This is a genomic window from Streptomyces sp. SudanB52_2052 (genome assembly GCF_964272415.1).
GTDB classification, from domain to species: Bacteria; Actinomycetota; Actinomycetes; order Streptomycetales; family Streptomycetaceae; genus Streptomyces; species Streptomyces olindensis.
In genome coordinates this window covers 8068694-8081286 of record NZ_OZ186796.1, presented here as the reverse complement: position 1 = coordinate 8081286, position 12593 = coordinate 8068694, and the positions used below count along the sequence as shown (strand labels likewise).

At 72.3% G+C, this 12593-nt stretch carries 8 protein-coding genes; all 8 read right to left on the bottom strand.

Annotated features, from left to right (window positions below; all coding sequences use genetic code 11):
- Nucleotides 1–13: 13 nt before the first annotated feature.
- The 8 genes from ACSUPV_RS36370 to ACSUPV_RS36335 are packed head-to-tail and all read right to left on the bottom strand — an operon-like array spanning nt 14 to nt 12592.
- Nucleotides 14–550: a phage baseplate assembly protein V gene (locus tag ACSUPV_RS36370; RefSeq protein WP_037761994.1), complete on the bottom strand. Its 537-nt coding sequence runs from the start codon at nt 548–550 to the stop codon at nt 14–16.
- Between the two features lie 41 nt (nt 551–591).
- Nucleotides 592–1731, bottom strand: a complete 1140-nt coding sequence (locus tag ACSUPV_RS36365) for a hypothetical protein (protein ID WP_037761992.1) — start codon at nt 1729–1731, stop codon at nt 592–594.
- The gene (locus ACSUPV_RS36360; protein WP_031120482.1) at nt 1724–2089 is read right to left on the bottom strand and encodes a hypothetical protein; all 366 of its coding nucleotides are present in this window, start codon (nt 2087–2089) and stop codon (nt 1724–1726) included. Before ACSUPV_RS36360 ends, ACSUPV_RS36365 begins: the two co-directional genes overlap by 8 nt.
- Nucleotides 2090–2096: 7 nt before the next feature.
- The gene (locus ACSUPV_RS36355; RefSeq protein WP_031120481.1) at nt 2097–2783 is read right to left on the bottom strand and encodes a hypothetical protein; all 687 of its coding nucleotides are present in this window, start codon (nt 2781–2783) and stop codon (nt 2097–2099) included.
- Complete coding sequence (locus ACSUPV_RS36350; protein WP_031120480.1) at nt 2780–3475, bottom strand: hypothetical protein; 696 nt, start codon at nt 3473–3475, stop codon at nt 2780–2782. Before ACSUPV_RS36350 ends, ACSUPV_RS36355 begins: the two co-directional genes overlap by 4 nt.
- 5 nt (nt 3476–3480) lie before the next feature.
- On the bottom strand, nt 3481–10305 hold the full coding sequence (locus tag ACSUPV_RS36345) for an eCIS core domain-containing protein (RefSeq protein ID WP_436949391.1): 6825 nt from the start codon (nt 10303–10305) through the stop codon (nt 3481–3483).
- On the bottom strand, nt 10302–10625 hold the full coding sequence (locus tag ACSUPV_RS36340) for a hypothetical protein (protein ID WP_359795247.1): 324 nt from the start codon (nt 10623–10625) through the stop codon (nt 10302–10304). The genes ACSUPV_RS36345 and ACSUPV_RS36340 overlap by 4 nt, the downstream gene beginning before the upstream one ends.
- Nucleotides 10616–12592 carry an ATP-binding protein gene (locus tag ACSUPV_RS36335; RefSeq protein WP_436949972.1) on the bottom strand — a complete coding sequence of 659 codons (1977 nt, stop codon included), beginning with the start codon at nt 12590–12592 and terminating at the stop codon, nt 10616–10618. The genes ACSUPV_RS36340 and ACSUPV_RS36335 overlap by 10 nt, the downstream gene beginning before the upstream one ends.
- Between the last annotated feature and the right edge of the window lies 1 nt (nt 12593).

Here is a 12593-nt window from a genome sequence, read left to right as displayed (position 1 = left end):
TCTGTTCCCCCGTCTATCGCTTGGAGAGCACGGTCAACTGGCCCTCGTTGATCGTCACTTCGCGTCCGCGCAGCACGACCTCGGCACCCGCGCCGGTCGCGATGACCACGGCCCCCTGGGTGATGCGGATGTACGCGCCGCCCTGGGCCTGGAGGAGGATCCCCTGTTCGGCGCCGGGCGTGTCGTTCATGACGAGCTTGTGCGCCCCCGGTGTCTGCACGACGACCGGCTTGCTCGGGGCGTTCGCCTGCAGTTCCCGGCGCGCGTCGGGCGGCAGTTCCTCGGCGGCGCCGTACCAGCAGCCCGTCCACACCGGGAAGCTGGGGTCCCCCTGCTCGAACTCCACCCAGACGCCCGTGCCGGGCGGCGGCACCACGAACTGCCCGGACTCCGGTCCGGTGAACGGCAGGCAGGGCAGCGCCCAGGTCGACGGCTCGTCGCCGAGCACGTCCGGGACCTCGACGGTGACGCGGCCGATGCGCAGCGGGTCGTTGTCGTCGACGACCCGGCCGCGGAACTTGCCGAGGTAGCGATTGCTGGGTGCCGCCATGGTGGAGGTGCTCCTGGGTGATGGTCGTGGGTGCCTGCGGGTTACGGCCGGACGTGGTCGCTGCGGGCTTCGAGGCCCTCGCGGGAGAGGGTGAAGTTCTGCTGGTACGAGCCCGGCCGCAGGTTGTGGGTGACGGACTTGACGTAGTAGTCGCCGTCGTAGGCGCGTCCGGCGCCGCGGACGCCGACGAGCTGGCGGGGCTGGAGGATGTAGCCGTGCCGGTTGACGTCGAGGGAGCCGGAGCCGGAGACGACGTCGGCGGAGACGGCCGCGCGGGCGAGCAGTTCCGCCTCGGCCTGTTCGCGCTGCTGCTTGGCGGTGCCGGACAGCGTCCTGCGCTTCAGGGCCGGGGTGGGGCGGCGGCCGAGGGGCGGGCGCAGCGGGCTGATCGGCGGTTGCGGCAGCAGCGTGGACTGCCTGGTCCCCGGGTCCTGCCAGCGGGCCTGCGGCTCCTCACGGGCCGTGCCGTCGTAGGCGAAGGTCAGCTGGTCGACGGTGGAGTGGGCGTCCATGTTGACGTTGAGGGCGTGCTGGCGGATGCCGAGCCGGACTTCCGGCCCCCAGCGGGCGGCGGACTGCCCGGGGTTCGGCCCCGGCTCCAGGTAGAAGGTGTAGCCGTTGGCGCGGGCCAGCTCGGTGACGTACTGGAGGTCGGTGCCGGTCTGGTAGTGGACGCGCAGGTCCTGGTGCGGGGGCTGGGCGACCTTCTCGGTGTAGACGTCGGGGCGGATGCCGTAGTCGGAGTAGCGGCGCAGGATGCCGAGGACCCGCTGGGAGGGCGGCAGGTTGGGGTAGCGGGCGGTGCGTTCCTCCAGGTCCATCAGGAGGGTGAGGTCCTCGCCGGTGACGGTGAGGGTGGAGTGGCCGGGGAGGTTGCTGGCGCCGACCTCGTGGCGGACGATCAGTCCGTCGAAGAGCACGTCGGAGGTGCCCTTGACGCTGACGGTGACGATGATCCGGGTCTTGGGGTCGAAGAAGCCCTCGGGCAGCAGTCGCCGGCTGATCAGCCCGTTCTTGGTGAGGTCGAAGGCGATCTGGAAGCCGCTGCGTTCGCCGGCGGTGGCGGTGATCTGAGCGGTGAGCAGGGCCTCGGTGACTTCCGCCGGGACCGGCCGGGTGAGCTTGGGTCCCATGAGGAGGGTGATGTGGACGGGGCCCTGCCCCACGGGCAGGTCAAACACGCCGGTCTCCTCGGGGGAAGCCGCCGGCGGACGGGATGCCGATGACGCGTCCGGCCTCGTCGGTCAACTCCCGCGGGTCGAGTACGGGGTTGGCGTCGGCGATCTGCCACCACTGGCCGGGGTCGCCGAAGTAGCGCTGGGCGAGCAGGTCGGGGCGCTCGCCGGCGCCGACGGTGTGGCCCTGCGTCTCCTGCTCGTCCAGGGGCGGCAGCAGCCGGCGCTTGGTGTAACGGACCTCGGTCCCGTCGGGCCGCCGGTGGATGCCGATCTCGGCGTCGTGGTAGCGGCTGGTGCGGGGGTAGGGGTGGGCGCCGGGTATCGCGTCCAGGGCGTTCTCGTACGGTTCGATGTCGGCCATGTGCGGCTCATCCCCTCCCGATCACGGCGTTGGTTCCGGACAGCCCCAGGGCGCCCGGGCCGGTGCCCCGCGCGGCGCCCGCCAGCCGTTCCTTCTGTGCCAGGTGCGCCATGTACAGGTCGGCGCCGCGGTGCCCGGCGGGCAGGTCGCTGACGGTGAGGATCTTCATCCCGATGCTGAGCGAGGCCCGGATCGGGTTGAGGTTCACGTCGAACGCCGACTCGTTGATGGACAGTTCGGTGAGCCGCACGGGCATGACGCGCTTGCTGCCCCAGGTGAAGAGGGTGAGCGGCATCTCGATCGGGCTGATCTCGATGGCGCCCTTCTGCGACAGGCGCATCGCCTCGCGCAGCTTGGCGGTGGTCGGCTGGACGAGCATCTCGAGCGTGGCGAGCTGGGGGTGGATGCCGTCGGGCGCGGCGATGTCCAACTGGTCGGTGGCGTCGATCTCGGCGGTGAACTTCCAGGTCTCCTGGGCGGGCCCCTTCAGCCGCAGGGCCTCGTTGCGGTCCCCGCTGCCGGTGCCGCCGCCCGCGGCGTCCCCGCTGTCGCCGGCCGACTGCGGGCTGACGCTGCGCTCCAGGGTGTCCGGGTTGAACTGCAGCACGATGACGCGCTGGGGCGTGCCGGTGTCGGGGTCGACGACGACGATGCCGGAGCGGATGGGTTTGGGGATGTCGGCGTAGCGGGTCATGTGCGCTCCCGGAGGCGGGCCTTCAAGTCCGAGTAGTCGTACTCGGGGAAGAGGCGGGGGAAGACGTCCAGCATTTCCTTGAGTCCGTCCGCGAGGGGGGTGAAACCCGGGTCGCCGAACCCGGCCGAGCAGTAGAGGTACTGCCAGCCGATGGTTCCCTTGGTGATGAGCAGGGTGTCGAGATAGTCCGCATAGCCGAGGTCCATGAGCATGGCGCCCTCGTGCATGTCGAAGTACCAGATCTCGGGGTCGGTGGTGCCGCGCCGCGCGCGCAGCATCGCCATGCGTCCGCTGCCCGTGCGGGGCGTGTCGTCGAAAACCTTCAACTCCCGGTGCAGTGCACGCTCTTCGTCGTCGGTCCCTTCCCACGTGTGGTGCAGTCCGTTCTCCATCACACTGCGGTAGACGTGGGTGAGGTGGAATTCTCCGACGAGCTCCGAGTCGGGACGGTTCAACCGCCAGTATGTTTCGACTTCGTCGAAGCGGAAGAAATGATCCCGGGCTTCCTGGCCGAATGACAGTCCATGGCGGTTCGCAAGCTTGTCGAAGATGCGCGGGGCCTCGTCCAGCGGGGGTGAAATATCGCCGAGCCGGGCGTCGTACACCTCGAACTCGGGGCAGCTCTCGATCTCCCGCAACGTCGCGGCACAGCGCTCCTCGTACGGGAATTCGTTCCTTGCTTCGTTGGTCATGGCCCTCAGTTCCAGTCCACTTTGCCGTTCTGGTCCAGCTCTTTGAGGTTCTCGAACATGTCGTCCAGTCCCGGCAGGGCTCTGCTGTTCTTCGCGCCCTTGATGTCTTCCAACAGCTCATAGACGTGGGTCGGGTTGTTGAACTTCAGCCCGATGCCCTTGAGCCTGTTGCGTTCGGCGACGATGTAGTCGGCCAGTGTCCGTCCGATGTCGAGCATCTCGGTGAGGGTCGTCCGCCCTGCCGAGTTGATGAACAGGGTGTTCTCCTCGTCCTCCCGGGGCGGGGCCGTCGGCTGGTCGTGCTCGTCCTTCTTGCCCTTCGGTGTCCAGTCGCTCTTCTTCTTGCCGGTGCCGCCGACCTTCTCGTAGCCGCCGTACTCCGCGTAGATGTGACTCGGGAAGTCCGGCCAGTCGGGACCGTGGTTGAACTCGACCCTGGTCCGGTACCAGATGATCTTTTCCCGCCTCGGGATGTCCTGATAGGCGGCGTCCTCGATGTTGTTGAGGAAGTCGATGTTGGTCTGCGGTCCGCGTGCGGGGACCAGATTGTTGCCCGTCGCCTTTCCGCCGAGCCGCTCGGGAAGAAGATGCATCCGCACCCAGGCGGCATTCTTCGACATGCCTTTGCTCTGGATGTAACCCCAGCCCGGCGGCTGCCCCTTCCTGGCGCGGCTGGCGTCCTGACCCGGTCCGCCGAACACCGTCTTGGCCGACGTTCCGAGGTAACCGGCCTCGTGTCCGGCCTTCTTGCGTCCGGTGCCGACGTCGAAGAAGGGCGGGTAATCCGGCGGCGTGGGGACGTCGTTGTACTCCCGCAGTCGTGCCACGTGGGCGAAGTCCGCCATCTTCCTCCGCAGCGCCCGCTCTCGGGGCCGGTACTTGTCCCGGTCCTCCTTCCTCACCTGTGACGGAATGCCCTTCTGGATTCTCCGGGCCTTGTTGTACCTGCCTGCGGCGGCCTTGACGAGCGTCTGCTGCTCTTCCTTCTCGGGAGAGGGTTCCTGTTTCTCGATGTCGGCCCGCCAGTCGTCCAGGAACCGGGGGACCTCTTCCGGGATGCTGTGCACGAAGAGGCCCGCGTCCGCGCCGCGGCCATGGAACATCAGCGTGTGGTGCTCGCCGTCGTCGGCGTCGGCGTACCGCACCTTCGGCAGATCGATGGACTGCGTGCCGCCGTTGCGCCGGTCCCTGCCCGGGCGCCGGGACCGGTCGTCCCGCATCCGGTCCCGGCGCCGCCGCCACAGGTCCCGCAGCCGGCGCAGCCGGTCGTTCAGGCGGCTGCCGAGCCTGCGGCGCGCCTTGCCGAAGAGGCGGCGGGCAGCCCGGCGGGCCCGGTTGGCGGCCGACTTGAGGGTCTGGCGGGCGCGCCGGAGCCTGCGCCGCCGCGAGCGGTCGTCCGGGCGGCGGTCGTCGTCGCGCTTCCTGTCCGTGTCGCGACGCCGGTCGTCCCCACGGTCGCGGTCGGGGCGGCGCTCGTCGGGGCGGCGCCCGTCGTCCGGGCGCTTGCCCAGGGGGTCGCGTTCGCGGTCGTCCGTACGGTCCCTGCCGGGGCGGCGCCGGTCCGTGCGGAGGGTGTCCCGGGCGGGGCCACGGCGTGCGGGCCCGGCGGTGCGGCCGTCCCTGTCCTCGTCACGCACTCTGCGCTCGGCGTCCCGCGCCCGGCGCCTGGCCGCGTTCACCTCGCGGCCGTCATCGCGGCGTTCGTCGTCGTCGCGGCGCTTCTTCGGGCGGGTGGTCGGGGCGGGGCGGTTGGTCTTCTGGGGGGTGGAGCGCTTGCCCGGGCGTGGCCTCGACGGGGGGCGGGAGGTCTTGTCCGGGGACGGCTTGCGCGGGGCCGGGCGGTCGGTGGGCCTGTCGTCCGCGGGATCGGTCCGGCGGTCGGGGGCCGGTGTGCGGTCGTCGGAGGCGGCGGGCTGCTGGTCCCTCGGCTTGTCGGGGGCGGGCGGCTGGTCGGATCCGTCGGACGGGCCCGGCTGTTTCTTCTTCGTGCGGAGGTTCTTGAGCATGTCGCCGAGGCGTTCGGCCACCTTGCCCATGAAGCGGCTGACGCCCTCGATGAGGAACTCATAGATCAGTTCGAGCAGCGCGACGACTCCCGCGGCGACCGCCTTGGCGAAGGGCAGGGCGCCGTTGCCGCTCTTGACCGACTTCAGGAAGTCCATGAACAGGCCGAACGCGGCGAGGATCTCGCTCAGGGCGCCCCACGCGGTCTGGAGGGCGTCGATGATGGCCATCACCCAGCCGGCGCCGGGGATGAGCTTGGCGACCACCTTCTCGACGACCATCACGCCGATGATGACGGGGAGTTGGGGCAGGGCCTCGTCCCAGGCCATCTGCGCCATCTGCTCGACGGAGACGCCGCCGGAGACCAGCTCCTGGAAGTCCTCCATCGGGATGCCGATGATCTCCTGGACCTTCTGCTCGAACCAGGCCTTGACGGCGGTCTTGACCTCCTCGAAGAGGTACTCCTTGGCGCCTGTCTCCGCGGCCGCCCCGGCCTTGCTGATCCAGTCGCCCGGGTCGGAGACGATGTCGTTGAAGATGGCCGCCCACTCGCCGAGCGCGGCGACGGCGGCGGCACCGAACTCCAGCGCGCCCACGGTGACCGTCTCGGCGATGTCGACCGCTGCCAGGAGGCCGCCCTCCAGGACGTCGAGCCCTGCCAGCAGCGCTCCGCACAGGCCGTCGAGGAGCTTCCCGGCGACCTCCTTCAGCGCGTCCGCCGCCTCGTTGACCTTCTGCACCGCCCAGTCGCGGGCGCCGTCGATGGTGTTGCGCCATTTGTCGCGCATCGCCGGGTAGTCGGCGAGGAGTTCGTCGCCGAGGGCGATCAGCGCGTCGGCGAAGGTGTTGATCTGGTCGATGACCCAGTTGCGGGCGTCGTCGATCAGCTTGAAGACCTGCTGCTTGAACCGGTCGATGAGGTCGGTGACGACCTGCCGGGCCTTCTCGAAGATGCCCTTGATGGCGTTCTTCAGGCCCTCGAAGAACTCCTTGAGCTTCTCGATGGCCTCCTCGAGCCAGTTGTCGGCGTCGTCCTTGCCCTCCTCCTGCTTCTTCTCGGCGTCCCGCTCGGCGTTGGTCTGCTCGGTCTCGATCCTCTTGTTGTCGTCCTCGGTGCGCTTGTCGACGTCCTTGTCGGTGTCCTCTTCCTTCTTCTGGATGTCCTTGCGGACCTGGTCGTACTTCTTGCCCTTCTTGCCGTCGATCTCGGCGACCTTGTCGTCCTGCTCCTTGCGCCACCGGTCGCGCGAGTCGGCGATGTCGGAACGGCCCTTGTCACGGGCGTCGGACTGCTTCTTGCCGTTGGCCGTGACTTCCCTCTGGAGGTCCTGGTCGTGCTGCCTGCGGTCGTCCGCCGCCTTCTTGTCCTTGGCCTGGCGCTCCTGCCCCATCCTCTGCCGGCCCTGGGCGAAGCCCGCCTGGATCTGCGGGCCCCGGTCGTGCTCGGCCACGGCGGACGCGGACTCGATCGGCACACCGCCGCCCGACACCGACCGCGTGCCGCCGGCCTTCGCGCCCTTCTTCCCGCCGGCCACCTTGCCGGTCAGGGTCTCCTTCGGCACGTCGGGATAGATCTGGTCCTCGCCCATGGGGCGGGCCGCATCCTCACGCCCCGACTGGTGGAGCTCGTCCCGCCGCTGGTCGAGGTTCCGGCTCTGCTCGTCCGTGCGCTGCGGATCGGAGTCGTTCTCGAGCGGCAGCCGGGGGGCGTCTCCCACACGGGCGTTCTGCAGGCCCTCGTCCTTGGTCGGCAGCCCCAGGGTGGAGTCGATCAGGTCGTCGAGCGGCAGGATCTCCTTCAGCAGCTTGCCGAACAGCTGGGCGCCGATGGTGAGGGCGATGTCCCACCAGCTCGGCTCCGGCACGTTCGCGCCCGGGACCTCGCCCTGCGGCTTCTGCTCGCCGGTGATCTCGGGCGTCTTGCCCGGGGCGGCCTCCGTACGGGCGACCTTGGCGTTCGTGTACGTGCCCGGGGCCGCCGGCTTCGGGCCGCCGGGGACCGTGCGCGGGGAGCCGGAGGGCCGCTGCATCGTCGGCGGGGCCTTGTGCAGGGCCGTGCGCTCCTTGTCGACCGAGCGGCCGACCGCGCTGTCGACGCCCTTGAGGGTCTCCAGGGCCTGGTGCGGCTTGAGCCCCGCGGCGGTGGAAAGGCCGGACTCGGGGGTGGCGTTGGAGACGTCCGGGGGCGGGGCCTCCTTCTTGGCCTTGGCGCCGCCGGTCGCGGCGGGGCGGCCGGTGGCGCCGCGACCGCCGGATCGCACGGGTGCGGCCGGCCGGGCCCCGCGGCTGCCGCCTCCCCCGCGTCGGGACGCGGTCTTCGCGGCCTGCCGTGCCGCCTGCCGCTTGCCGCCCGACGGCCGGGAACGCGAGCCTGTGGGCCCGGCCGGCGCCCCACCCGCTCCCCCGGCCTCCGCGGCCTTGGGGGTGTTGGTCTTCGGTTCCGGCCCGGAGGCCAGGGGGGAAGGGCCCTTGCCCGGTGCCAGTGCCGGGGCCCCGGCCGGCCCCGGTGTGGCGACCTTGTCCGGGCCGGTCGCAGGGCCGGGCACGGTGGCAGGGCCCTTGCCCTCGGTGACGTCCTGGTTGCCGGTGGCGTCTTCGAGCGCCGGGGGTGTGGTGCCCTGGTCCCCGGTGGTGCCGTCCCTGCCGCCCGTGGCATCCGCGGCCTTGCCGGTCTGCCTGTCCGGGGCCTTTCCGGCCGCGCTGCTCGTCCCCGGCCCACCGCTCCGATCGGAGGCGCCGGCTTCCGGCTCCGCGGAACCCTGCGTCCGACTCGCACCGTCCGCCGCGGCTCCGGGACCTGAGCCCGAGCCCGAGCCTGACGCCGAACCGCCGCTCTGCGTCCGCGCGTCCTCGCCTGCCTTGGCCAACTCCCCGGGTTGTGCGGTCTCCCCCGGGGCGGGGGGCGGGGCAGGCGCGGCGGCGTCGTCGGCACGGACGGCCTGGTCGTGCCGCGCGGCCTCGTCGTCCTCCCGCTGCTCCTCGGTCCGCTGCTGCTCCCAGTTCTTCTCCGCGGCCGGATCGGACGTCCTCGCCGTGTCGGAGCCCGCCGCGTCCGGAACGTGGGACGCGCCGCCCGCCTCCGCGCCCGCGTCGTGGTCCGCGGTCGTGGCGTCGCCGAGCTCGGGGAGGGTCCGGTCTTCGGATGCGTCGTCAGCGGTACGTCCGGAGGTGTCGCGAGACGCCTCCGGTTCCGCCGTATCGGTGGTCTCATCCGGGAACGACTCGTCTTGCGACGGTGCGAGGTCCGGCGGCCGCGGCGCACCCCTTCTGCGTCGCACGAACAGTTGCGGGACGTCAGCCGCCTCGGGCCCCGACGGCTCCGTGTCGGAGTCGCCGGCGCGTCCGCTCCCCGCCTCCTCGTCGGCGGTCCGCTCGTCCTCGGCTCCGTCCTGCGTGGATTCCGCGTCGAGCCCCAAGGGCTCGTCGTCGACGTCCTGTTCGTTCTCCGGGTCGCCCGCCGTACGGGTCATGCCGGGGTCAGCGGCGGTGCGGGACTTCTCCCCGGGCTCGGCCCCGCTGCGGTCCACCGCGCCGGGAGACGCGGCAGGCCGGCGGGCGACGTCCCCGACTGCGGTGTCCTGGCGCTGCTCCTGCTCGACGCCCTGCCGGTCCGGCTCCTGGGCGGCCTCGTCCTCGCCTCCGTCCGCGTCCTCCTCGGCACCCCGCTCGTCCTGCTGGTCCTGTTCCTGCTGCGCGCGCTCGGTGTCGGAGGCCTCCTGGCGTTCGTCCGCGGAGTCCTGCCGCGTGTCCCGGGCGGAGGCGTCCTTCTCCTCCTGCTGGTCCTGGGAGCGCTGCTGCTCGTCCTTCGACGCGTCCCGCTGAGGCGTGCCCGCGCCGCCCGGGGCCTTCTCCTGGTCCGCCTCACCGGACGGGGCTTCCTCCCGGTCGTCCCCCGGCGTGCCCTCCTGCCGTCCGGCCCCGGGCTCGTCCGGGCGTGCGTCCCGCTCCGGAGGGTTCCCGGCCTGGGAGTCCGCCCGCTCGCGCTCCTCCTCGACCTCCTCCGCCGCACCGGGCACGGCGTGCGGAGCCGTCGCGGCATCCAGCGGCGGCGGGCCCGACTGCTCGGTCTCCTGCACGGCCTCCAGCAGCCGGTCGACGACGGGCTCCGGCAGACGTAGTTCCAGCCGGTCGAGGACGCTGTCCTGCACTTCGGGCGCCATCCGGGCCAGCTGGATCCGCACGCGGCCGGAGCGGTCCTCCGGGTCGCCGCGCAGGGACCGCAGGAGCGTGTTGGCCAGGCGGTCGACGAGGGTCGCCGGATCCAGTTGCTCCATACGGCGGCGGTCGGCGTCCACGGTGGCGTACCGCAGCCAGCCGGGCGTGCCCCGCCCTTCCTCGATCTCCGGGGCCGCGGCCTGCGGGTCCCGCACCAGGTCCTGTGCCGCCGACTCCGCCTCCCGCTCGATCGCCTCCTGCGGCAGACTCACCGCGCCCAACTCCCGCCCGGCCCGCAGCGCACCGAGCCCGTGCGGGTTCTGGACGGTGTGCAGGAGCTCGTGGGCGAGCAGGCGCAGGCCCTCGTCGGTGCCGGGCATGAAGGTGCCCTCGCGGAAGAACACGTCCTGGCCGACGGCGACCGCGTCCGCGCCCAGCAGCTCCGTCAGCCGTCCCGCGTCGCGGCCCGTGTGCAGGCGTACGCGGCTCAGGTCGTGGCCGAGGCGCTCCTCCAGTTCCCGTCGTACGCCCGGGTCGAGCGGCTGGCCGGCGCCGCTGACGATGTCCTTGGGCTCGGGGGCGCGGGACTTGGCGGCCCGCTCCTTGCGCTTGCGTCGGCGCTGCTCGGCGGACTGCTCGGAACGGCCGTCCTGAGTACGGGAGTTCGTCACGACGTCACCTCCCCGCCGCCGCACAGGCCCTCGTGCACCGCGCGTGCCAGTTCCTGGCCCAGCCGGCGCGCGGACAGCCCGGCGGGCAGCGGCGGCAGGCCGGACAGGACGTCGGCCGTCCACGGGCGGTCGGCGGGCACGCCGCGCTCGCGGACCAGCCGGGTCAGCTCGTGCTCGAACGCGGCCGCCACCCGGTCGGGGTCCGCGCGGAAGCCGTCGAGGACGAGTTCGCCTATCTCCACGCGGATCTCGCGCGGCGCCGGTGTCCCGCCCGGCGGAGTGACACCGGCCTGCGTCGCACCCGTACGTGTCACACCCATCCGCGGACCTCCGTCGGCGTCAAGGAGCGTTCCAGCTTGAGGTATTCGGTGCGGGCCGCCGCGAGCATGTGCCGCATCTGGAGCGCCTCGCCCTCCTCCGCGGCGAGGAACGCCCCGGACAGGGCGATGTTGCGGATCGAGCCGCCCGCGACGGTCAGCCGCGCGAGCAGCTGCGGGTCGATGTCCTTCACCGGGGCCTGCGGCGGCAGCACACGGCGCCAGATCTCGGCGCGTTCGTGCTCGGCCGGGAAGGGGAAGTCGACGACGAAGCGGATGCGCCGCAGGAAGGCGTTGTCCAGGGCCTTCTTCATGTTGGTGGTGAGGATGGCGAGGCCGCGGTAGGCCTCCATCCGCATCAGCAGGTAGCTGACCTCGAGGTTGGCGTACCGGTCGTGGCTGTCCTTGACCTCGCTGCGCTTGCCGAACAGGGCGTCGGCCTCGTCGAAGAGGAGGAGCGCGCCGCCGCGCTCGGCGGCGTCGAAGACGCGGCGGAGGTTCTTCTCCGTCTCGCCGATGTACTTGCTGACCACCTGCGAGAGGTCGATGACCAACAGGTCGAGGCCGAGCTCCCTGGCCATCACCTCGGCGGCCAGGGTCTTGCCGGTGCCGGAGCCGCCCGCGAAGAGGGCGGTGACGCCGAGGCCGCGGCGCAGGGTCGCCGCGAAGCCCCACTCCTGGTGGACCAGGCCGCGCTGTCGTACGTGCGCGACGATCTCCCGCAGCACGCCGGTCTGCCGCTCGTGCAGGACGAGGTCGTCCCAGCCGGCCTGCGGTTCGATCCGGCGGCCGAGTCCGTCCATGCCGACCCGGGCCTCGTCCAGACCGGCCCGCCAGGCCAGGGCCGCGGCGTCGAGCTCGTCCTCGTGGGGCAGTTCCCGGCGGACCGTGGCGGCGGCGGACCGGACGACGTGCGGTGGCAGCTGGAACTGGGCGACCAGGGCCCGCAGTTCGCCCTCCTCCAGGTCGGCGACGTCGCTGAACGCGTCCGACCACAGGGCCAGTTGCTCGTCGTCGTCCAGCGGCGGCACGCTCACCCGGGTGCCGTGCGGGCGGTCGGTGCGGCGCGGGTCGTCGCTCGACACGACGACCGGTACGGCGGCTCCGGCCAGGAACGCCTCCAGGGCGGCCCGCTGGTCCCGGTCCGGCTCGCCGGACTCCACGAGCAGCGCGGCGGGCAGCAGGATCGCCTCGCGCTGCCACAGCCGGGCGAACCGGTCGCGCTCGGCGGGGTCGGCGGGGATGTCCTCGGCGCTCACCGCGTACAGCGCGAGCCCGGCGCGCGCGGCGGCCGCGGCGGCGATGTCGGCACGGCTGCGCAGATCGCCGCCGACCAGTTCGACCAGCAGCGGCGCGTCGGGGCGGGCGCCGTCCGTCCAGCCCGCCGCGACCTGGCTCGCGGCCCTGTCGTACGACGGCGGCAGCCGGTCCGGCACGGCCGTGCGGCGCAGCTGCCCGTGCAGCCGGGCGTCGAGGTACGGCGAGCCGAGCACGAAGTGCAGGATGCGCTCGTCGAGCCGCAGCCGGCAGGTCGTCAGCCGTGACGCGTCGTCCAGCTCCAGGATCCGCCAGCGGCGCAACGGCGACACCGGCAGCAGCGCGCTCCAGTGCGGTTCGTCCAGGGCGGCCAGGGCGAGCGAGAACGTCGGGTACGCCCGCTCCGGATCACCACCGGCTGCGGCACAGCGGGCGGCGGTCGTGGGCTCCAGCTCCTGCGCCGCCGTCAGCAGCACGACGTCCCGCTCGAACGCGGTGAGCCCGAGGCAGGTGACCAGGGCGTCGAGGGGGGCGGTGCCGGGGCCGTCGACGGACTCGGGCAAGGGGGCGTGGGCGTCCCCTCCGCCGACCCTGCCCTCCGTGGCGCCGAGCGCGTGCGCGTCGACGCGGGCCAGGACACGCCGGATCTCCGCCGTCAGCGTCGTACCGCCGCCCGGTGCGGCGGCGCCCCCGGCCGTCGGCTGTGCTCCCATG